We start from the raw sequence: 22359 nt of genomic DNA, 5'->3' as shown, positions 1-22359 counted from the left end.
TATTTTAAATTTAAATTTCATAAGAAGTTGCTTTAGACTATATTACTTACTTTTTTACTCTAATATTTCATCAATGTTAAAACTGGATAATCTTTTAATTTCTCTCTTCCATTTAACTCTTCTAACTCAATTAAGAAAGCCAATCCTACTACAACTCCACCTAATTCTTCTACTAACTTTACAGCAGCTTCCATAGTCCCTCCAGTGGCTAAAAGATCATCTACTATAAGTACTCTTTGACCAGGTTTTATAGCATCTCTATGCATACATAAGGTATTTGAACCATATTCTAAATCATAAGAAAATTCAACTACCTCTCTAGGTAATTTTTTAGGCTTTCTAACTGGAACAAATCCTATCCCCATAGCATATGATACTGGACATCCAAATATAAATCCCCTTGCCTCTGGGCCAACTATTAATTCTGCAGCTTTTTCTTTAGCAAATTTTACTATCTCATCAGTAGCCATTCTAAAAGCCTCTCCATTATTCATTAAAGGAGTTATATCTCTAAATAATATTCCCTTTTTTGGAAAATCTTTTACATTTGCCACATATTTTTTTAAATCCATTCTCTTCACTCCGTTACTCTTTATATTTTTATCTAAAACGCTTCAATAAGATATTAACTCTAAAATATCCTCTGATTTCTTTTTATCACCATTTTTTAAATATAGATTACTTAATTTCAAAATTATACTTTCATCTTTTCCCTTTTCAGCAAGATATCTCAATAATATTTCCTCTGTTTCTCTATTCAATAAATAAACCTCTGATAAATTCTCAGCATAATTTAAAATATAATCTCTATCCTCTTTAAAAAAAGAATAACCATTTTTCATAAAATAGTATAGTTCATTTTTCTTAGATAAAAACTTTAAAATTTCCATATATTTTATTGAGCTATATACATCAAAATCCTCTATATTCATTTTTTTAAAAATATTATAAGCTTCAACTTTATCTGTTTCAGCTACAATTAAAGCCTTTAATTTTAAATAATAACCATCGTTTATATTATAGGCTTCCTCCATAACTTTTAAACTTTTATCAAATTTTCTTTGCTCATAGTAAAGAGTAGCTAAATTTTTAATAATATTCTCATCTTTTTTAGATAATTTTAAGCCTTCTAGCCAAAATTTTTCAGCTTTTTCAAAATCACCAAATTGATAATAACAATACCCTAACTCTTTTAATAAAACAAGATTATTTGGATCTATTGCATAAGATTTTTCATATTCAAACATCGCTTTAGAATATTCTTTCTGTTGTGAAAAATTTACCCCCCTTATCAAAGCATACTCGGCTTCTTTAGATATTTTCCTATTACTACATCCTATCATAAAAATTAATATCCCTAGAAAAATCAGTTTACTCTTCAATTTTTTCTATCTCCTTTTTCTCTGGAGTAATTACACCTCCTGAGATAATTAATTTTACAGCATCATCTATCTTCATATCAAGTATTGTAATATCTTTTTCTGGAACCACTACAAATACTCCAGAAGTCGGATTTGGAGAAGTTGGAATAAAAACATTACACACTTTCTCTTTGGATGAAATTACTTCACTTACAATCTGATTTTCTGGAGAGGTTAAAAAACCTATAGCATATATTCCTCTTCTCGGATATTCTAACATTACCACTTTTTCATAAGCTTTTTCCCTATCAGTCATAGTTACATCAACAATTTGAGAAATAGTTGTATAGACTTGCTTTATCAAAGGTATTTTTACAAATAATTTCTTAGCCTTCCTTATCATCTTGGCAAAAAAAACTATTCTTAAAATCAATCCTACTAAACAAGTTCCTAATATCATAGTAATCAAGGATATAAAATAAACTAACATTTGAACATAATAATCCATATTCCCTTCTTCTACAAATATAAGAAGAAGCTTTTTTATTATTATCGTTATAAATGAATTTCCTAAAATTCCCATCACAATTCCAACTATCCAATTAAATATATAGACAGTTAAAACAATTGGTAAAAGAGCTATTAATCCTGTATAAAAATAAGCTTTAAACTTTTTGATCATCTGGATTTTCTCCTATATTTAATTCAATTAAAACTTTTGATACTCTCATTTTATCAACTTCTAAAACTTCTAATCGTACGTCTTCTATATTTACTATATCACCAATTATAGCTACTCTTCCTAATTCTGTTACAATAAGCCCACCTAAACTCTCATAATCTTCAGACTCTGGCAATTTTATAGATAACTCTTTATCTAAAGTCTCTATATCTATCATTCCATCTACTTCATAAGTATTATCATTTATTTTATGTATAAGCTCTTCTTCTTCTGTATCAAATTCATCACGAATTTCCCCAGTAATTTCTTCTATTAAGTCTTCTATTGTAACAAGACCTACTATTCCTCCATATTCGTCTAATACCATAGCTATATGGACTTTCATACTTCTGAACTCTTGTAATATTTCTATTATAGATTTAGTCTCAGGTACAAAGTAACCTAATCTTACAAAATTTTTAATCGGAGTATCCGTTTTCCCATCCTTTATTATGCTTAATACATCTTTTACATACAAAACTCCTATTATATTATCTATTGTATCTTTATATACAGGAATTCTTGAAAAACCATTTTCTATTATTTCATCCCACACATCATCTAATGTTTTTTCTCCTTCTAAAGCGAACATGGAAGTTCTTGGAGTCATTACCTCTTTAGCTGTTGTTTCACCAAATCCAACTATTGAATGTATCATTTCCTTTTCTTCTTCTTCAATTATCCCCTCAGCTTCTCCCACATTTACAAATGAAATAATATCTTCTTCAGTAATCATGAAGCCTTCATTTTTAATCTCAATACCTAACATTCTTCCAATAAATTTAGATATCATCATCAATATTTTTATTATAGGTTTTAAGATCCAAGTAAAATAATAAATAATATTTATAACTATCCCTGCTATTTTTACAGCTTGATTTTTAGCTATGATCTTAGGTGTAATTTCTCCAAAAATCAAAATAATTATAGTCATACCAATTGTAGCTACAGCCACTGATGAACTCGATGCTTCTCCTATTACATTTATTGTTACAACAGTTGCTATCGATGAAGCTAATATATTTACAATATTATTTCCTACTAATAATCCTGTTAACATTTCATTAGGATTTTTTAACCAATTTTTTAAAAGTTCTATCTTCTTAATATTTTTATCATTTTCAAACTTCTCTAAATGTATACTTCTAAAAGATGTAAGTGCCGTCTCTGAAGCTGAAAAAAAACCTGATAACATTATTAATATGACTAACAACAAAATATTTTTGTACGTGTCCAATTTTATTTTACACTCTCCTTCTCAAGTTTCCATATACTATTATTATTTTACCACATAATATATAAAAATACAAATTTTACTCTATTTCAAATAATTTATCTCCTTTTTTCACTACTTGTCCATCCTCTACTAAAATTTTTACAATTTTACAATTTTTTGTAGCTTTTACTTCATTCATAAGCTTCATTGCCTCAATTATACATAAAGTATCTCCTATGGATACATTCATTCCAGAATCTACAAAAGCTGGATTACCTGGAGCTGATGATTTATAAAAAGTTCCTACCATAGGAGCTATTATATACTCTCTTTCTCTATTTTCTTCTGAAATTTTTTCAGGTTCATTAGTTGGCATACATTGTTGAACTAATTGCTGTTGAACTTGTACAGGCTCTACTTTTGTAACAAAAGTTTCCTTCTTTAACATTAACTTTATTCCTTCACTCTCTAAAGTTACTTCATTCAAATTATACTTTTCAATATTTTCTGCTAACTCTCTTATTGTTTTTACATCTATTTTCATTTTTCCTCCACAATATTTTAAATTTAGTTGCTTCCTATTATTCTCAAATCTTTTACCCCGTCTACTTCAGAAATTTTTTCTAGCATTCCTTCTATTTTTCTAAGCATATTCTCAGTCGTCTGTATAGAAATAGTAGATTTTGCTATTCCATCTACAGCTATATTCTGGACTATTGTAAGCACATTCATATCCTCTCCAGCTATTATATTTAATATACTTGCTAAAATTCCAGGTTTGTCTACTAAAGACATGTGGATGCTAAATACCTTATCTTTTCCACTTTCAAAAAAAGGCTTTATATAATCCTTATATTTATAATATGTACTCCTACTTATTCCAACTTTCTTTATAGCTTCATATTTCGAGATTTTAGTATGTTGTACTAAATCATTTACTTTTATTACACTTTGTATAGAGTTTGGAAGTATTCTTTTATCTACTATATAATACTCTCTTTTCTCGTTTTTTTTCATAGTTTCTCCCTTTATTTTTATTTTATATAATTTACATTTTTAAAAGCTTTTAAAGTATTTACAAACAACATAGCAACAGTCATAGGTCCTACTCCTCCTGGTACAGGAGTTATATAAGAAGCTTTCTTACTTATATTTTCATAATCTACATCTCCAACTAAACCTTCATGAGTTCTGTTTATACCAACATCTATCACTATTGCTCCTTCTTTTACCATATCTTCAGTTAAAAATTTAGGCTGTCCTATTGCCATTACTATTATATCTGCTTCAACAGTCTTTTTCTTTAAATTTTTAGTCTTACTATTACATACAGTAACTGTTGCCCCTTTATTTATCATGATATTTGCCATAGGTTTTCCTACTATATTACTTCTCCCTACAACAACTACATCTTTTCCAACTAAATCTATTGAATAAGTTTTCAATAACTCTATTATTCCAGCTGGAGTACAAGGACTCATAGCTTCATCATTTCCTAGCATTAAAAGGCCTAAATTTTCCGGTTTAAATCCATCCACATCTTTATTTAAAGATATTCTATCTATAATTTTTTTTTCATCTATATGCTTTGGTAGAGGAAGCTGCACTAATATTCCATCTACTCTTTCATCTTTATTAAGCTCATCTATCAATTCTAAAAGTTTTGCTTCACTTGTATCTTCAGATAAAAAATATCCAAAACTTTTAAAACCTAATTCATTACACCCCTTAATCTTAGAGTTCACATAAATTTTTGAAGCTGGATTATCTCCTAATAAAATTATAGCTAGTCCAGGAACTCTTCCCACTTCATTTTTTAACCTATTTACTTCTTCTTTTAAATTTAATTTTAATTTTACAGCTAAATCTTTTCCATCTAATTTTATCATATCCTTCATATACTACCTTTCTAATTTTATTTTTATTCTAAAATATCACCAATTTTTAATATTCCACCATTAATTATATCTACTCCACTTAAAATTTTTTTATTTTCTGGCTTCACTTGAGTCAATATAACACTTCCATTTTGAGTTTTTACAACTATTCCTTCACCTTTTTTTATCTCTACTATCTCGCCACAAACTCCAATTTTATATATCTTAAAATTTTCTTTTACTCCATAAACCTTAAAAATTTTCTCTTTACAAATTGTAAAAGCACCTGGAAAAGGATTCATTCCTCTTACAAAATTAAAAATCTCTCTTTCAGTTCTATTCCATTTAATTTTACAATCCTCTTTAGAAAATGGTTTAACAAATGTAGCTTCTAAATGATTTTGTGGTATCCTTGGTGCTATACCTCTCTCTATAAGATTCACAGCTTCTATAAGTCCATCTGCTCCTAATTTTTTTAATCTATCATGTAAAGTAAGGAAAGTATCTTCATCTGTTATCTTTGTCTTTACATTAAGTATCACATCTCCTGCATCTAACTCCTCAACTATATACATTATACTTACTCCGCTTTCCTTCTCACCTTGAATAAGAGCTGCATTTATAGGAGCTGCTCCTCTATACTTTGGAAGCAAAGATGAGTGTACATTAATCACTCCATACTTTGGTATATCAATTATCTCCTTAGGCAATATTTTCCCATAAGCTACCACTACTATTAAATCTGGATTCAATTCTTTTATTAAATTTTTAGTCTCTTCAGTTTTTAGACTATTTGGCTGATATATAGGTATATTATACTCTAAAGCATACTCTTTTACTGGTGTAAATTTTATCTTTTTCCCTCTCATATTAGGTTTATCAGTTTTTGTAAAGACCCCTATTATTTCATGTTTAGAATTTAATACATCTAAAGATGGAATCGCAAACTCTGGAGTCCCCATAAATAATATTCTCATCTATTCACCTTTCCTACTACTAATTTTTTCAACCAATTCTATAAAAGACTTTATATCATCAAACTCCTTATACACGGAAACGAATCTAACATAAGCTACTTCATCTACTTCTAATAATTTTTCCATTACTAATTCTCCTAACTCTCTACTACTAATTTCATTTTTTAAAGAGTTTTGTATACATTTTTCTATCTCAAGTACAAAAGTATCTAAATCTTCTCTACTTATACTTCTTTTAATTGTAGCTCTAATAAGTCCATTTAAAAGTTTATTTCTATCAAATTTTTCTCTTCTGTTATCTTTTTTCACAATATATAGGGGAGTTTCTTCTACCTTTTCATAAGTTGTAAATCTTTTTTCACATTTAATACATTCACGACGTCTTTTAATAGAAAAACCTTCCATAAAAGAACGACTATCAACTACCTTAGTATCCTCTGAATTACAAAATGGACATCTCATAGCACTCACCTACACAGTTTCTTTTTTATTTATATACTCTATTACCTCATTAGGAGTTTTACATCCTAACAACCCTTGTCTGAAACTTTCTTCTCTAATTAATCTTGATATTCTAGCCAATACCTTTAAATAAATCTGACTATCTTTAATAGGGGAAGCAAACACAAAAAATATATTTACTCCTTCATTATCCATAGACTTAAAATCTATTCTCTCTTTACTTACTCCAAAAGCTATTGTCAAACTTTTAGCAGACTCTGTTTTTGCATGTGGAATAGCTACTCCCTTTCCTATTCCTGTGCTTCCTAACTTTTCCCTTTCTACAAGAGATTTATATACATTATTCCCTACAATTGAAATATTAGGAGAAGTTTCCATAAGTTTTGATAACTCTAATAATACTTCATCTTTTGTTCTTGCTTTTAAATTCAGAGAAATTAATTCTTCTGACATATAGTCAGTTATTTTTATGATATTAATCATTTTCCACCCCCATTACATAATCTTTCAATTTAAGATATATTCCCAAATGATAATTCATATATTTTTCAAATAAATTTATCACATTTTTTATATCTTCAAATAAATATTTACCATCTACAATATTTCTAACTTTTCCAGTAATAAATAGTTGAACTATATCCTTTTCATTTTTCGATAATTTACAAGTATAAGATTCAGGTATTTCAAGAAATCTAGATTTCTCATAAGAAAAATTATATCCTTCTCCCATGTTTATTTCAAGTCCTTCGTTTTTTATTAAATAATGTAAATAATAGCCAAGTAAAATGTAATTTTTTCTTTTATCTCCGCTATCTTTTAAATAATTAAGTGTTTTTATCGTAATATTATACAAAGATTTTTTTCTATTATGCTCCATCAAAACTAAGTTTAAAACTCCTAAAATATAAAGAGTAATCCCTAAATTTTCCAAATTTGATTTTATTTCTAAATAAGGATCCAATTCTAGAAAATTAGAAATAAAAAAATTTTCTCCTTTTCTATAAAAAGTAAATTTAGAGAGTGTCAAAGTATCAACTGAACTCAATTCTCTTTTTTTACTTTTTCTAATTCCTTTCAAAAGAAAGATTATTTTTCCAAAGTTTTCTGTAAATACAGTTATATACCTATCTGCCTCTCCAAAATCTCTTTTATTTATAACTATTCCATTATCATTTATAAACTTAATCATGAAACAATAACTCCTCTTTTTTTAAATTAGAGTTAATTTTATAATCTTTTATTTCAAGTTTTGCAACCTCTATATCTTTATCATATATTACGATTTCTTTTGGTAAAAAATAATCAGAAATTTTTTCTATTTGTTTTAATTCTAAAATTACTCCATTATTAAGTTGTACTTTTCCTTGTTTTAGCTCTCGTTTTTTCAAAATATAATCAATACTTTCTAAAATATCCCTTTCTTTACTCTCTAAATTTTCATATGTCATTTGTTCAAAAAGTGGAAGATAAACAGTTTTTTTATTACCATCATATATATATATCTCCCCTTTATTTAATTCTGGTTCTAAGACATCTTTTCTAATAAAATTAGGTTTGATATATCTTAATATATATTCACTTTTCTTTTTTTTAGCATTTGTTGTAAGATTTTCTGTTACTAAAAAAGTAATATCTTGAATATCTTTTATATTATTATTAGCAAAACATAAGATAGATATTATTAAAAATAGGAATAATATTCTAGTTCTTTTCATTTTTCTCCCTTTGTTCCTCATCTTGCATCAAAATTAAAACTTCATTCATATTAAGTACATCAATATCATTTTTCACTTTTATACTCCTAAATAATTCACTATCATCTTCATCTACCTCTGAAACTCTACCTATATATAATCCCTTTGGATAAATTTCACTAATTCCAGAAGTGTATACTTTTTCTCCTACTATAATATTATTTTGAAAAGTATTAGCTTCAAAATAAAGTGTTCCATCTTCCTCATTACTACCTTTTATTAAACCTAACATTTGACTTTCTGTTATAGAGCTAACATTTATATTTTCCGAAGTTATCATATCAACTATAGAATAATTTTCATATACTCTCCCAACTTTTCCTATAAGTGTTTCCTCAGATAAGACAATCATATTTCTCTTGATTCCATCTTTCTTGCCCAAATCAATATAAAATCTTACATATAAATTATTATGGTTTCTAAATATTACTTTAGCAACCCTTACTTTTAACTTTTTTTCTTCTTTTATTTCTAAAATTTTTCTTAAACGAGTATTTTCTTCAGAGATTCTTTGATTATAATATACTAACATATCATATTTTATCTGCTCATTTTTTAAATCTCTATTCTCTTGTAGAATTTTTCTGTACTTTATTACCGCCTCTTTTGTTTCTTTTATATAGTTTCCGATTTTATAAATTTTTCTTTGTACTGGAAAAACTATATAGCTTAATAATTCCACTCCACTATTTACAGTACTTCTAAATACAACTAAAAAAAACACTACAAATACAAATATTATATATCTCTTTCTCTTCTTTATATTTTTAGAGCTTTTTTTCTTTCTAAACATCTTATCTTATCCCTTTTAGTAATTCTACAACTAATTTTGATGTATCAATCATATCTTCTATTTCAATATATTCTTCTTTTGTATGAACTTTTGTCATTCCTATTGCTATTGTGAGAGATTTATATCCCTTTTCATTATAAATATTAGCATCACTTCCTCCACCAGTCGATTTAGTAATATATTCAACATCTATATTTTTACAAGCTTTTTCAAAGCACTTTAAAATCTCTTCATTTTTTTCCAAATAATATCCTGAATAACCTTTCTCAACAGTACTTTCAAACTTAGCTCCAAACTCCTCAGCTGTTTTTAAAAATATATTATAAGTCTCATCTAATAAAATATCTAGTTTTTCTCCTGAAAAACTTCTAGCTTCATATTGAAGAATAACTTCTGGCATAACTATGTTTACAGCTTCTCCTCCTCTTACTATTCCAATATTAGATGTTGTCTCATCATCTATTCTTCCTAATTTCAATTTAGTAATAGCATGAGCTGCTACTGTAAGAGCATTTATTCCATTTTCTGGAGCTATTCCTGCATGCGCTGGCCTTCCTACTATTTTTATCTGACCCTTTGCTGAAAAAGGAGTTTGAACTATTGCTATCCCAGGTTTACCACTTGAATCTAATATAAATGAAAAGTTTGGAGAATATTTCTCTATCTCAAAATTTTTAGCACCTAACAATCCTATCTCTTCAGCTATTGAGCATACTATTATTATATTGGGATGTTCAAAGTTATTTTCTTTTATAACTTTAATTGCCTCTATTATAGCTGCTATCCCAGCTTTATCATCTCCGCCTAATATAGTCTTCCCATCACTCTTAATTATTCCGTTGTCTATAATAGGATTTACTTTATCACATGGTAAAACTGTATCCATGTGAGCACTTAATAAAACTTTTTTTTCTCCACTCCCCTTCATTATTCCTATTATATTTCCAGAATTTCCTCCTATTTTTATCCCAGCATTATCTTCTACTACATCTAGCCCAAGAGATTCTAATTCTTTTTTTATATAATCAGCCATTTCTCTTTCTTTTAATGATGGAGAAGATATTTTAGCCATATTTATAAAACTCTCCACCAGTCTATCTCTGTTTATCATTATAATTTCCTCCGGCTTTGATTTATTTCTTTTTATTAATTATAATATATTTATAGCAGTTTTGTAAAGTACTACTAGTACAAAAAAATAGACAATTTTCCATTTTTTCTCTATAAATTTTGACATTATTCCTTCTTTAAATATAAAAAACTCCACTAATGTGGAGTTATCTTCTAGTATGGTGCGAAGAGAGAGACTTGAACTCTCACGTCTGGGACACTAGATCCTAAGTCTAGCGCGTCTGCCAATTCCGCCATCCTCGCATATCACTTATAAAAAATGGTGCCGCTTATCGGAGTCGAACCAATCACCTACTGATTACAAGTCAGTTGCTCTACCAGATGAGCTAAAGCGGCACTTCTATATGGCGGGAGTGACGAGGGTCGAACTCGCGACCTCATGCGTGACAGGCATGCGCTCTAACCAACTGAGCTACACCCCCAAATAAATGGTGGTCTCAACAGGACTTGAACCTGTGACCCCCTGCTTGTAAGGCAGGTGCTCTCCCAACTGAGCTATGAGACCTAATGGTACCCCGTAGGGGAATCGAACCCCTGTTTCCAGAGTGAAAATCTGATGTCCTTACCACTGAACGAACGGGGCATCTCAATATGGTGCGTCATACAGGACTTGAACCTGTGACCCCCTGATTAAGAGTCAGATGCTCTACCAACTGAGCTAATGGCGCATCTGGAGCGGGAAACGAGGGTCGAACTCGCGACATTCAGCTTGGAAGGCTGACGCTCTACCAACTGAGCTATTCCCGCAGACAAGAACTATGATACCATATTCTTTTTTTTTTGTCAAATATTTTTTATTTTATTTTTTTATTTTAAACGCATCTACTAATACTGTTTTAATTAGCCATACAAATCTTACTTTTTTATTCATATATAGTGGAATGATATATTGCTGCTTATCAAATGTGATAATATCAAGAACTACTTCTAATTTTTTTCCAACTTTTTCTTCTTTTAATGTACAACTCTCTATTTTCATCAAATCTATATTCACATTCATAAATTTTATTTTCTTATTTTTTGTATCTATTTGAATTTTATAAGAAAAAGTTGTTCTTAATTGTTTTACTCCTATAAATATAAATATTAAAGCAAAAGCAATCCTTACAACATTTCCATCTATCTTAGCCATATATAATTGAGCTATAGCAATTATAATAAGAGGCAGTGAAACTCCTAAGCCAACAATTATTTTTTTTATCTCTGGAGAAAATTTTTCTATTTCATTTACTTGAAATTTTTCCTCATTTAATTTCTTTAAAAACTCATCATAAAATAACATCAGTTTATCTCCTTTTCTGAAAAAGAGTTATTACAATTATTTTTTATTCTCTGTAATAACCCCTTCTTTTATCACTATTTTACTAAATGACTTATTTTTTCATCTTTATAATCTAAATTATGAACTGAATTAATATATCTTATTGTTTTACTTTTTCCTCTTACTACTAAAGTTTGTGTTCTAGCAATATTTCCTTTTCTTTTTATCCCCTCTAGTAAATCCCCACTAGTAATACCAGTAGCTGAAAAAATTACCTCATCATCTTTTACTAAATCATCCATTTTTAAAACATCTCCAACTCTTAGTCCCATTTCTTCGCATCTATGCTTTTCAAAATTAGAAATTTTATCATTTTCTAAAGTTACACCTTTAACTTCACTTCTTAGTTTTAATCTAGCTTGCATATCTCCACCTAAAGCTCTAATTACAGCAGCAGAGATAACTCCTTCTGGAGCCCCACCTATACCATATAATATATCTGCATCTGAATCTACTATACAAGTAAGGATAGAACCAGCCACATCTCCATCTGGTAAAGCATATACTTTTATTCCTAATTTTTGTAAATCTTTTATGATTTGTGTATGTCTTGGCTTATCTAATACAACTACCATCATATCCTTTAAATCTTTATTTAATGCTTTAGCAACATTATGAATATTTTCTATAAGAGGTTTATTTAAATCAATTACCCCTTTTGCTTCTGGACCTACTATTAATTTTTCCATATACATATCTGGAGCTTTTAAGAAACTTCCCTTATTTCCAACAGCTAGAACTGTAATAGCATTTGCTTGTCCTTGAGCAGTCATTCTAGTTCCTTCTACTGGATCTACAGCTATATCTACTAAAGAACATCCATCTAATGTTTCTCCTTCTTCTAATTCATTATCTGGATTATTAGCTCTTCCAACTTTCTCTCCAATATATAGCATAGGTGCCTCATCTATTTCTCCTTCCCCTATAACTATTTCTCCATCAATTGAAATCCTATTTAGCATAGTTCTCATAGCATCTACTGCTGCTTGGTCAGCAGCTTCTTTATCTCCTCTTCCTACCCATTTATGAGCTGCTAATGCAGCAGCTTCTGTAACTCTAGCAAACTCTAATGCTAATTCTCTTTTCATTTTCTCCTCCTAATTACTTATCTATAAATCTATATATTTCTTCATTTTCTTTTACCATTTGAAGTCTATCCCTTGCAATTTTTTCTCTTTGGAAATCATCTCCTAATTTTTCTATTCTTATATTATAATCTTCTATTTTCTTTTTTACTATTTTTATTTTTTCTTTTATCTCAAGCTGTTCTCTTTTTAATTTTTCTATCTTTATATAACTTCTATACATATATGGTACAAAAAAATAAAGATTTAAGAGAATTATAATATATGATAAGATTTTCCCAACTTTATTTTCCTGCATATTTTACACCTTACTTTTTCTCCTTTAAAGTTTCTTTTTTCAACATCTGTAATTTTTTATTTATCATCCTTTTAGCAATCGGAGAAACTTTATCTACAAACAAAATAGCTTCTAAATGATCAAATTCATGCTGCATAATTACCGCTAAAAAGCCTTCTACTTCCTCTATAATTTTTTCTGACTTTTCGTTTAAATACTCTATTTTTATTCTCTGAGGCCTTTGAACTTTTTTATAAATCCCAGGAACACTCAAACATCCTTCTTCAAAATCTATTACTTCTTCTGTAATAGGAGTAATTATAGGATTAATTATCTTTCTTATAACTCCATCACCCTGATCACAAACAAACATTCTTTTGCTAATTCCCACTTGTGGAGCGGCAAGTCCAACACCTTTTGATGCATACATCGTTTCTACCATATTATCTAATATTTCTAATATCTCATCATCAACTTTTTCTATTTCTTTTGCCACTTCTCTAAGAACAGAATCACCATATTTCCTTATTTCATAAATCATTTTTCACCTCTATAGAAATTTTTATTTTAAATCAAATTAACAGGATCTACATCAATCACTATTCTAATTTTATCATTTTTTTCATAATTTGTAATCTTTAATTTTAATTTCTTTTTAAAATTAATTATCTCTTTTATACTTCCTTTTATAAAAATATTATACCTATACCTATCTTTTACCTTATACACCATACTTCTCATAGGTCCATAGAGCTCTACTCCATCATATTTTATATCTCTATAAAAATCTTGTACAAAATTTTCTAAGTATTTTTCATATTTAGAAGATATTCCTATATTAATAGTCTTTGAAAATGGGGGATATTCCAATAGCTCTCTATTTCCTATCTCCTCATTATAAAATCCTTCATAGTCACTCTCTTTTACTCTTTTAAAAACTGGATGTTCACTTTGATATGTTTGAACTATAACTCTTCCTTTTTTATCTCCTCTCCCAGCTCTTCCAGCTACCTGTGTAACTAATTGAAATGTTTTCTCTCCAGCCCTAAAATCTGGAAAATTTAGTATTGTATCAGCATTAACAACTCCTACTAGAGTTACATCTGGAAAATGTAATCCCTTTGATATAAGTTGTGTCCCTACCATTATATCATATTTTTTTTCTAAAAAATCAAAATACATCTTTTCAAAAAACTCTCTATCCTTGGACATCTCAGAATCAACTCTAATGACTCTTACATCAAAATATTTTTTTATCTCCTCTTCTACCCTCTCTACTCCCTTTCCACTATGTATAAGGTTAGAACTTCCACATTTACTACAATGACCTGTATATTTTTTTACTCTTCCACAATAATTACACTTAAGTACCCCTTGACTTGCATAGTAACTATATTTTATAGAACAGTGAGAACACTCCTCTACATATCCACAATCTTTACATTGAATATATGTAGAATAGCCTTTTCTATTTAACAGTAAAAGAACTTGCTCCCCCTTTAATAGAGTTTTTTTTATTTCTTCTAGAAGTCTCTTACTAAAATATATACTCTCTTCTCCTTTCATATCTACTATCTCTATCTCTGGAAGAAGTGCATTATTATATCTATTTTTTAATTCAACCAGTTTGAAAAGATTTTTTTGTGAAAAATAATAAGTTTCAATAGATGGGGTAGCTGAACCAAGAATGAGCTTTGCTTCTTCTAATTCTGCTCTTTTTATAGCTACTTGCTTAGCATTATATCTAGGGTTATTATCCTGCTTATAAGTGGTTTCGTGCTCCTCATCTAAAAATATATATCCTAAATTCTCAACAGGAGCAAATATAGCTGAACGAACTCCCAATACAATCTTTTTCTTTCCTATGTAAATATTATACCACTCTTTTGCTCTTTCACTTGCTGTAAGCTTACTATGAAGTATAGCAATATTTTCTTTAAACTCCCCTTTAAATCTATTTATCATCTGTGGAGTAAGAGAGATTTCTGGAACTAAAAATATACTTCCCTTTCCCTCATTAAAAGCTGACTTTATAATGCTAATATATACCTCTGTTTTTCCTGAACCTGTAATACCTTTTAAAAGATAGTTTTTTTCTACACCAGAGATTATTATTTCCCTTGCTTTTTTTTGTTCCTCATTTAGCTCCCTATCTCTACTTTCAATCTCTACCTCATCTATCTCTTCTACTTTTTCCTCTTCAGCTTTTATAAATTTTTCTAATCTTAAATCTCCGGCTTTTAAAAGTTTTTCTAATTCTTTTTTAGGAAATATTTTTTCAAGAATTTCCTCTTTAACTCTCTCTCTTCTTTTAAAATATTCATAGATATTTTTTTCAACTAATTCTAAATCTAAAACTTTTGAATAATTTATTACTATATTTATCTTACCATCTTTCACGAGAAATCCAGTTTTTAAAAGAAAATTTATTTTATCTAGACCAAAATTTTTAGCTAGAGTTCCCTTAGTTATACTTACTCTTTTTTTAAAATATTCTCTTATCTTATCATTTATCAATTCATTATTTAAAAAATTTAAAATCTCTTTAGGAAAATAAAACTTTTCATATTTTGTTTTTAAAGAATTTGGAATAGCTGAAGTTATAACTTGTTCATAACTAGTCATATAATAATTTTTTACCCAAACTAAAAGTTTTATATAATTTTCAGATAACTTTATAGAATTTTCTAATCTTTCTTCTATAGGTAAAACTCTATAATTTTTCTCTCTATCACTATCAAGAGCTATTATAAGTCCCGTTCGCCTTTTTCCTCTAAAAGATACAATCACTCTTTCCCCTATTTCAAATTCATTTTCTCTATCTTCATAGGTATATAGCTCCTTTGTACCATCTACATAAATCTTATAATATCTCATATTATCTCCTACTTTAAGATTACTTTTATACTTTTTATATCTTGTAATGAAGTTCCAACTTTAGGATATTGTTCCTTTACCAAACCTGTTCCAACTATTTTCACTTCTATTTCACTATTTCTAAAAATATGTATTACATCTTTAGGGTTTAAATCTTTTAAATCTGGCATCAATATATCCTTTAACTCCTCTTTATACCCATTTTCAAAGTTTTTTACTTGAGAAAGGCTGGATATATTTTCTGATAGTATATTTTTTGTTTTTGTTATTCTTTTTACAATCTCACCAAAAACTGGAGCTGCTGTTGCTCCTCCAAATTTTTCAAACACAGTTTCCCCTTTAGGTTTTAAAAACATTACTAAAACAACATACTTAGGTCTCTCCACTGGAAAAAAACCGATAAATGAAGAAAGATAGTTCTCTTTTAAGTATCCTCCCTTTGTACTTAACTGAGCTGTTCCTGTTTTTCCTCCTACCTTATATCCTGGAACCTCTCCTCTTTTAGCTGTTCCATCACTAACTACTTTTTCTAACATATCTCTCATCTCGTTAGAAAGCTTCTCTGAAATAACTCTTCTCACTTGAGTAGCAGGATTTCTTCTCACTACTATTCCATTTTCATCTGTTATTTTTTCTACAAGACGTGGTTCATATAAAATTCCCCCATTTATAAGAGAGGAAAAAGCTGTAATCATCTGAATCGGTGTAACAGCTATCCCCTGTCCAAAGGACATAGTACTCTTTTTTAATCCATCCCATCTTTTATAAGGTGTGGTGTATGGTTTTATCTCTCCAGGAAAATCTATTCCTGTCTTATCATAGAAGCCAAATTTTTTAAGATACTCTTCAAATTCTTGATTAGTAAATTTGTCCCCTATCATAACCATACCAACGTTACTAGATTTTTTCAGTACCTCTTCTGTTGTTAAAACTCCTTTAGTATTTCTACTAGCTTCTTTTATAGTATGTCTATACTTTGTTATTTTTCCATCTCCTATATCAAACTTAGTATATTTACTTACAAGTCCAGCATCAAGAGCTGAAGCTACAATTATGGGCTTAAAAATAGAACCTGGTTCAAATTGATTCTGAAATATAGGATTTCTAAGTGCTCTATTTTTAAAAATAGTATAGTATGAAGTAGCTAGTACTTTTCCATTATTTGGATCCATTATTATTCCATAGGCTTCTTCTGAACCAGAAGAGATAAATTTTTTTCTAACCTCATCATTTAAAATAAATTGTATATCACTATCTATTGTAGTATAAAGATTTTTACCATTTAAACTTACTTTTATATTTTCTTTTGAAAATGGCAATTTCATAGCTCTATTTTTAGTGTAAATATTCTGTCTTTCAATTACTTTTTCTTTTAAATATTTTTCATACCATCTTTCTAGGCCAAATACTCCAACTTTATGAGCATTTGAACTATCAGTATATCCTATAAATCCTATCAAATTTTTATAAAGATCTGGCTTATAATAAGTTCTTTCTATACTTCTATCGAATTGTATCAAATTTTGAGTAATTTTATATTCTTTTACAATTTCTTCTATTCTCTCTTTTTGTCTTTCACTTAAGTTCTTAGCTACTACCTTATATTTTCTATTCTTCTTATAAGCCTCTTTTATTTCAAGCAAAAGATTTTGTTTATTCTTTCTAATATATGTTTCATCTAGTATCTTCTCTATTCCTTTTAAATTTTGCTCTTCATCATATATAGCACTAGGATTTACACCTAATATGTATATATTTTTATTAAAAGCTAAACTTTTTCCATTACTGTCAAAAATACTTCCTCTATTTCCATAACTTTTATCATTTTTTCTAATCTGTTCAATAGCTTTTTTTTCATATTCTGGGGCTTCAAAAAGTTGTATCTGTACTAACCTTATTACTATAACCAAAATTACTAGTAAAACTATATTAGAAGAAAGTATTACCCTTTTATTAAAATTTCCAGACTTTTGATACTCATTTTTCTTCAAAAAAATATGAAAAAAATAAAAAAGCAACAAAATTAAAAAAACTGTCAATAGATATAATTTATAATAGGCAGCTACTACTATTCCTACAAAAATAGATAGAAGAGTTAATATCTTTAAATACTTCACTATTGTCCTCCATTAGTTTCCTTACTCTTTTAAATTATATCAAATTTTTTAATTTCTTGTTACTTTATTTTTTATATTATAATTATTTTTTATTATTCTGCTCTTAAAGCATCCACTGGATTTAATCTAGCTGCTTTTCTGGCTGGTGTTACACCAAAAATTATCCCTATCCCCATAGAAACAAGTAATGATATTAATATTGTTAATATTGAAAATATTGGTTTTATCTCTATAAAATACCCTACCACTATAGACAATAAAATTCCAAGTCCAATTCCTAATATACCTCCTATTCCTGTCAAAATAATTGATTCCATTAAAAATTGTGAAAGTATATCAAAATCTGTAGCTCCTATAGCCTTTCTAATTCCTATTTCTTTCGTTCTCTCCACTACACTCACTAGCATTATATTCATTACTCCTATTCCACCTACAAACAATGATATACCAGCTACGAAAGTAACAAACATATTTAAAGTTGTAAGTATATTATCAAAAGAGGCAGCTCCATTATTTTCTACGTTTATATCGTACAGTTCAGCTTCATTTGTGATATTTTCCAAAAACTCTCTAGCTTGTGTCATACTAAAGGCCATATTTTCTGGTGTTTTAGTTTCTAATATTATACTTGTAAATCCAGTATTTGAACTATCATAAATTTTTTCATAAGTTGATAAAGGAATTCTTCCAAATCTCTGAACTCTTTTCCCTCCCATTACTTTCATCATTTGCTCCACTGGATTTTGATATACTCCTACTATTTTGTAATTTTGTGGATTTCCAAATCTTCCCTTATATATTTCTATACTCTTACCTAGTGCTGCTCTTGCATTTCCAAATAAATTTTTAGCTGTTACATTATCTATTGTAACTACTCTTTCTGCATTTTCATATTCAAAAGGAAGAATATTTCTTCCATATATTATTTTTACCCTATCTATCATTTCATAATCTGGAGTTGTAGCATTAAAAACTACCATCTGTCTTCTATTATTTTCACCTATTTTAATTCCAAAATTACTACTTATTTTTGGACTAACTGCTTTAAATAAATTACTCTCTTGTAATTTTTTTACAATTTCCTCATTTAAAAGATATTTCCATCTAAAATTTTCATCTGTCTTATCTATACTAATATTAAATTTTCCATATCCTCCCTCTTTTAAATCACCAGTTATATTTTCTTGTCCTCCTTTACCAATAGATGACATAGTTATCACTGAAGATATTCCTATTATTATTCCCAACATTGTTAAAAACGATCTAATTTTATTACCTTTTATACTTTGAACAGCACTTTTCAAACTTTCTACAAAATTCATCTACTATCACCATCTTTTATTATCTCTCCATCTTTAAAAAAGAGTATCCTTTTTACATATTGAGCTATTTCTGGTTCGTGACTAACTATTATTATAGTTTTTCCTTGTGAGTTCAATTCAGTAAATAACTCCATTATCTCTTTTTCAGAAACACTATCTAAATTTCCAGTTGGTTCATCCGCTAAGATTATAGCTGGATCATTTACTAAAGCCCTAGCTATAGCTACTCTTTGTTTTTGACCTCCAGATAACTCACTTGGTTTATGATATAATCTTTCTCCCAATCCAACTTTTTCTAACATCTCTTTAGCTCTTTTCTCTCTTTCATTTTTATGTATTCCAGCATATACAAGAGGTAACTCTACATTTTGTAATGCCGTTAACTTAGGTAAAAGATTAAATGCTTGGAAAACAAAACCTATCTTCAAATTTCTTATTTTTGAAATATCTTTTTCTTCTATCTTAGATATTTCAATCTCATCTAGAATATATTCTCCTTCAAATTCTCTATCTAAACATCCTAATATATTCATCATAGTCGATTTCCCACTTCCACTACTTCCCATTATAGCTACATACTCTCCTCTTTTTATTTTAAAATCTATATTCTTTAAAGCATGTAAGCTCATTTCCCCATTTATATAATATTTATTTAATTCCTTCACTTCTAGCATTTTTGTTACCTCTACCTTTCATCTGTATTATAACTTTCTCTCCATCCTTTATTTTTTCATCCGGAGTTATAAGTATCATTTCATTTCCCGATAGACCTTTTTTTATAATAAGATTATCTCCTTCTAAATTTGTTATTTCTACTTCTTCCTTTTTTACTATACCTTCAGTATCAACAATTACTACAAAATATTTACCATCACTTTCTAATATAGCAGTTTTAGGAACCGTTATCTGTTCATTTTGTTCATCTAAATATATAGTAGCTGTTACTTTAAATCCTGGAACTATATATGGAATAATTTCATCTGGCTTTACTTCTGTTTCTAATATATTTTCTGAAGTTGTCTCAGATATTTCTGAAATTTTAGATATTTTTGTCACCTTTCCTGGATAACTTTTTTTCTTTTCAAAAGCTTCTGGCTTTAAAAGTATCTTTTGACCTACATATACATTCTTCACATCATACTCTGGCACTTCCAAAACTATTTTTATATCTGATAAATCTGCTATTTCCATGAGTGGTGAATCTGTATCTACTAGGTAATTTTCCTGAGCTGTTAAAGATGTTATTGTTCCGCTCACAGGACTCAATATTTTTTCAGCTGTTTTTTCCAAATCTTCTTCATATTCTTCTATGTTTATCTCTACTCTTCTTATTTCTTCTTCCAACTCCTTTACACTGTTAGCTGAACTTCCTCCTATTTTATAAAGCTCTTTTTCTACTATATAATCTCTTTTTAACTTAGATAAAGATAACTTTTCCCTTTCTAAATTTCTCATTATATTATTTCTCTCTGTTTCATCAAAAGTCATCAAAATTTGACCTTTTTCTATAAAATCACCTTCTTGAACAAAAACCTCATCCACTTTTAATTTTTTATCTACGAATACTTTTTTAGTGTCATTTACTTCTACTTTACCATTCACTTCTATATATCCTTTTGCATCTACATTTCCTACCTTCATAGTTGTATACGTAGTCAAATTTTCTATCACTTTTTTACTGTTGTTGTATCTCAATATTTCCAAACCTAGCAAAATTAAAACTATTAAAATAACACCCACTATTTTTAAATTTACTCTTCTCATTTTTCTCCCCTTATCATTATTTCATAGATATATCCATTTAAATTATTTTTCGCTTTTTCTTTAGCCACTTCATAATTAATATATGAATTAAAATACTCCATTACTTCTACATAGTTAGCTTTGCCTAATGAGTACTCTAATTTCTTTATATTATATTTTGAAAGTTCCAATTCAGAGTTATTCTTATTAATCTCATAATCTTTTAAATAATTTTCATAATTGTTTAAGATTCCTAGTTTCTCTCCTTCAATTTCACTAATTTTTTGTTTTAAATTCAATTCTTGTTGTAATAAATCACTCTTTTCATTCTCTAAATCTATATTTAGATCGAAAATACTTTTAGAAAATTTTAAAGCCACTCTACTTTCATTATATTTTCCACTGTACTCTACACCAACAGTTATCTCTGGTACTCTATTATCATAACTCAAATAATTTATATTTTCCTCCGTTCTACTTTTTTGAAGTTTTAATAACTCTATATCTTTTTCTCCATATTTATCTACATATATACTAAAACTTTCATTTGGAGGAAGTATCTCTTTCAAACTACTTTCCTCTATCTCTACTCCAAAATCATACCTGAATCTTTTTTTTAATTTTAATAAATTTTTTTTCAATACTTCTATTTCTAATTGCATATTTTTTATACTATATTGTATACTATCTAATTCTATTTTTGCAACAGCTCCCAATTCATAAGATTTTTTTATTTTTTTTTCCTCTATAGTCAATTTTTCTATTCCATTTTTTTTTATCTCCATTTCCAGTTCATTATTTTTATATTCTTTATATAAATTAAGTAAACTTATCTTTTGTGTTTCCAAATTTTTTTTATAATCTATTCTATCTATCTCCTTTGTATATTGTAATTGTCTTAATTGATTTTTACTATCTGAATAGATTAAATCTTTTAAATTTTTCTCTATCCCGTAAATAATTTCGTTCTCTGAATTATAATTTTTTACTCCTTCAATATACATTGGTCCATATTGTATTCTTCCAGTAGTTTCAAAAGAATCTTCTTTCCTACTATAATCGGAAGTAACACTTGTTTCAACTCCATTAAAATCATCTAATTTATAATATCTTTCCTTATCACTATTTATTTTATTTTGTATTTCATATATTCTTCTATTATATGATTTTTCTTCTAATTCTTTTAATAAAATATCCAAGTTTACCTCTTTTCCATAAGCCATTATTCCTAAAAGAAAAAATAAAAAAAATTTCTTTTTCATACTATTTCCCTTCCTATAAAATTATTTTAGTTTATTATGTAACACTTTTGTGTCCTAATT

Annotated in this window: 24 protein-coding genes and 7 tRNA genes; all 31 read right to left on the bottom strand. The window is 28.0% G+C overall.

Annotation, left to right across the window (positions count from 1 at the left end; translation table 11 throughout):
• Positions 1-59: 59 nt before the first annotated feature.
• On the bottom strand, positions 60-572 hold the full coding sequence (locus DYA59_RS02220) for an adenine phosphoribosyltransferase (RefSeq protein ID WP_115268939.1): 513 nt from the start codon (positions 570-572) through the stop codon (positions 60-62).
• A gap of 42 nt (positions 573-614) precedes the next feature.
• On the bottom strand, positions 615-1382 hold the full coding sequence (locus DYA59_RS02215) for a tetratricopeptide repeat protein (RefSeq protein ID WP_115268937.1): 768 nt from the start codon (positions 1380-1382) through the stop codon (positions 615-617).
• Entirely contained in the window at positions 1372-2043 is a 672-nt protein-coding gene (locus DYA59_RS02210; protein ID WP_115268935.1) for a DUF502 domain-containing protein, read from the bottom strand. The genes DYA59_RS02215 and DYA59_RS02210 overlap by 11 nt, the downstream gene beginning before the upstream one ends.
• On the bottom strand, positions 2027-3319 hold the full coding sequence (locus tag DYA59_RS02205) for a hemolysin family protein (protein ID WP_115268933.1): 1293 nt from the start codon (positions 3317-3319) through the stop codon (positions 2027-2029). The genes DYA59_RS02210 and DYA59_RS02205 overlap by 17 nt, the downstream gene beginning before the upstream one ends.
• 76 nt (positions 3320-3395) lie before the next feature.
• Complete coding sequence (gene accB / locus DYA59_RS02200) at positions 3396-3842, bottom strand: acetyl-CoA carboxylase biotin carboxyl carrier protein (protein ID WP_115268931.1); 447 nt, start codon at positions 3840-3842, stop codon at positions 3396-3398.
• 23 nt (positions 3843-3865) lie between these two features.
• Positions 3866-4315 carry an ACT domain-containing protein gene (locus tag DYA59_RS02195; RefSeq protein WP_115268929.1) on the bottom strand — a complete coding sequence of 150 codons (450 nt, stop codon included), beginning with the start codon at positions 4313-4315 and terminating at the stop codon, positions 3866-3868.
• 17 nt (positions 4316-4332) lie between these two features.
• Entirely contained in the window at positions 4333-5184 is an 852-nt protein-coding gene (gene folD / locus DYA59_RS02190; protein ID WP_115271440.1) for a bifunctional methylenetetrahydrofolate dehydrogenase/methenyltetrahydrofolate cyclohydrolase FolD, read from the bottom strand.
• A 35-nt stretch (positions 5185-5219) separates the two neighbouring features.
• Positions 5220-6152, bottom strand: a complete 933-nt coding sequence (gene fmt / locus DYA59_RS02185) for a methionyl-tRNA formyltransferase (RefSeq protein ID WP_115268927.1) — start codon at positions 6150-6152, stop codon at positions 5220-5222.
• Positions 6153-6614: a transcriptional regulator NrdR gene (gene nrdR, locus DYA59_RS02180; RefSeq protein ID WP_115268925.1), complete on the bottom strand. Its 462-nt coding sequence runs from the start codon at positions 6612-6614 to the stop codon at positions 6153-6155.
• Positions 6615-6623: 9 nt separating this feature from the next.
• Positions 6624-7097, bottom strand: coding sequence for a PTS sugar transporter subunit IIA (locus DYA59_RS02175; protein WP_115268923.1), 474 nt, complete (start codon positions 7095-7097; stop codon positions 6624-6626).
• Positions 7090-7806, bottom strand: a complete 717-nt coding sequence (gene recO, locus DYA59_RS02170; protein ID WP_172606930.1) for a DNA repair protein RecO — start codon at positions 7804-7806, stop codon at positions 7090-7092. Before recO ends, DYA59_RS02175 begins: the two co-directional genes overlap by 8 nt.
• A complete protein-coding gene (locus DYA59_RS02165) occupies positions 7799-8332 on the bottom strand; it encodes a LolA family protein (protein ID WP_115268921.1) in 534 nt (177 codons plus the stop codon). The genes recO and DYA59_RS02165 overlap by 8 nt, the downstream gene beginning before the upstream one ends.
• Positions 8319-9164, bottom strand: a complete 846-nt coding sequence (gene mreC, locus DYA59_RS02160; RefSeq protein ID WP_115268919.1) for a rod shape-determining protein MreC — start codon at positions 9162-9164, stop codon at positions 8319-8321. Before mreC ends, DYA59_RS02165 begins: the two co-directional genes overlap by 14 nt.
• A gap of 1 nt (position 9165) precedes the next feature.
• Positions 9166-10275: a M20/M25/M40 family metallo-hydrolase gene (locus DYA59_RS02155; RefSeq protein WP_115268917.1), complete on the bottom strand. Its 1110-nt coding sequence runs from the start codon at positions 10273-10275 to the stop codon at positions 9166-9168.
• A gap of 179 nt (positions 10276-10454) precedes the next feature.
• A tRNA-Leu gene (locus DYA59_RS02150) sits at positions 10455-10538 on the bottom strand.
• A gap of 17 nt (positions 10539-10555) precedes the next feature.
• Positions 10556-10631 (bottom strand) — tRNA-Thr (locus DYA59_RS02145).
• A gap of 9 nt (positions 10632-10640) precedes the next feature.
• A tRNA-Asp gene (locus DYA59_RS02140) sits at positions 10641-10717 on the bottom strand.
• A gap of 7 nt (positions 10718-10724) precedes the next feature.
• Positions 10725-10800 (bottom strand) — tRNA-Val (locus tag DYA59_RS02135).
• Positions 10801-10803: 3 nt separating this feature from the next.
• Positions 10804-10878: transfer RNA gene (locus tag DYA59_RS02130), tRNA-Glu, on the bottom strand.
• Positions 10879-10887: 9 nt separating this feature from the next.
• Positions 10888-10963 (bottom strand) — tRNA-Lys (locus tag DYA59_RS02125).
• Positions 10964-10966: 3 nt separating this feature from the next.
• Positions 10967-11042 (bottom strand) — tRNA-Gly (locus tag DYA59_RS02120).
• A gap of 52 nt (positions 11043-11094) precedes the next feature.
• Positions 11095-11577, bottom strand: a complete 483-nt coding sequence (locus DYA59_RS02115) for a hypothetical protein (protein ID WP_115268915.1) — start codon at positions 11575-11577, stop codon at positions 11095-11097.
• Positions 11578-11651: 74 nt separating this feature from the next.
• On the bottom strand, positions 11652-12704 hold the full coding sequence (gene glpX, locus DYA59_RS02110; protein ID WP_115268913.1) for a class II fructose-bisphosphatase: 1053 nt from the start codon (positions 12702-12704) through the stop codon (positions 11652-11654).
• A gap of 13 nt (positions 12705-12717) precedes the next feature.
• Positions 12718-12999 (bottom strand): septum formation initiator family protein, encoded by a 282-nt coding sequence (locus DYA59_RS02105; RefSeq protein ID WP_115268911.1) that lies wholly within the window; start codon positions 12997-12999, stop codon positions 12718-12720.
• A 10-nt stretch (positions 13000-13009) separates the two neighbouring features.
• The gene (gene def / locus DYA59_RS02100) at positions 13010-13519 is read right to left on the bottom strand and encodes a peptide deformylase (protein ID WP_115268909.1); all 510 of its coding nucleotides are present in this window, start codon (positions 13517-13519) and stop codon (positions 13010-13012) included.
• Positions 13520-13545: 26 nt separating this feature from the next.
• On the bottom strand, positions 13546-15855 hold the full coding sequence (gene priA / locus DYA59_RS02095) for a replication restart helicase PriA (RefSeq protein ID WP_115268908.1): 2310 nt from the start codon (positions 15853-15855) through the stop codon (positions 13546-13548).
• An 8-nt stretch (positions 15856-15863) separates the two neighbouring features.
• On the bottom strand, positions 15864-17972 hold the full coding sequence (locus DYA59_RS02090; RefSeq protein ID WP_115268906.1) for a penicillin-binding protein: 2109 nt from the start codon (positions 17970-17972) through the stop codon (positions 15864-15866).
• A 92-nt stretch (positions 17973-18064) separates the two neighbouring features.
• On the bottom strand, positions 18065-19294 hold the full coding sequence (locus DYA59_RS02085) for an ABC transporter permease (protein WP_115268904.1): 1230 nt from the start codon (positions 19292-19294) through the stop codon (positions 18065-18067).
• Positions 19291-19968: an ABC transporter ATP-binding protein gene (locus DYA59_RS02080; protein ID WP_115268902.1), complete on the bottom strand. Its 678-nt coding sequence runs from the start codon at positions 19966-19968 to the stop codon at positions 19291-19293. The genes DYA59_RS02085 and DYA59_RS02080 overlap by 4 nt, the downstream gene beginning before the upstream one ends.
• Positions 19943-21058: an efflux RND transporter periplasmic adaptor subunit gene (locus tag DYA59_RS02075; protein ID WP_115268900.1), complete on the bottom strand. Its 1116-nt coding sequence runs from the start codon at positions 21056-21058 to the stop codon at positions 19943-19945. Before DYA59_RS02075 ends, DYA59_RS02080 begins: the two co-directional genes overlap by 26 nt.
• Positions 21055-22299, bottom strand: a complete 1245-nt coding sequence (locus DYA59_RS02070) for a TolC family protein (RefSeq protein WP_115268898.1) — start codon at positions 22297-22299, stop codon at positions 21055-21057. The genes DYA59_RS02075 and DYA59_RS02070 overlap by 4 nt, the downstream gene beginning before the upstream one ends.
• Between the last annotated feature and the right edge of the window lie 60 nt (positions 22300-22359).

The sequence above is a fragment of the Fusobacterium necrogenes genome, from assembly GCF_900450765.1.
Taxonomy (GTDB): Bacteria; Fusobacteriota; Fusobacteriia; order Fusobacteriales; family Fusobacteriaceae; genus Fusobacterium_A; species Fusobacterium_A necrogenes.
The sequence above is the reverse complement of the archived record's forward strand: the minus strand, read 5'-3'. Positions and strand labels throughout refer to the sequence as shown.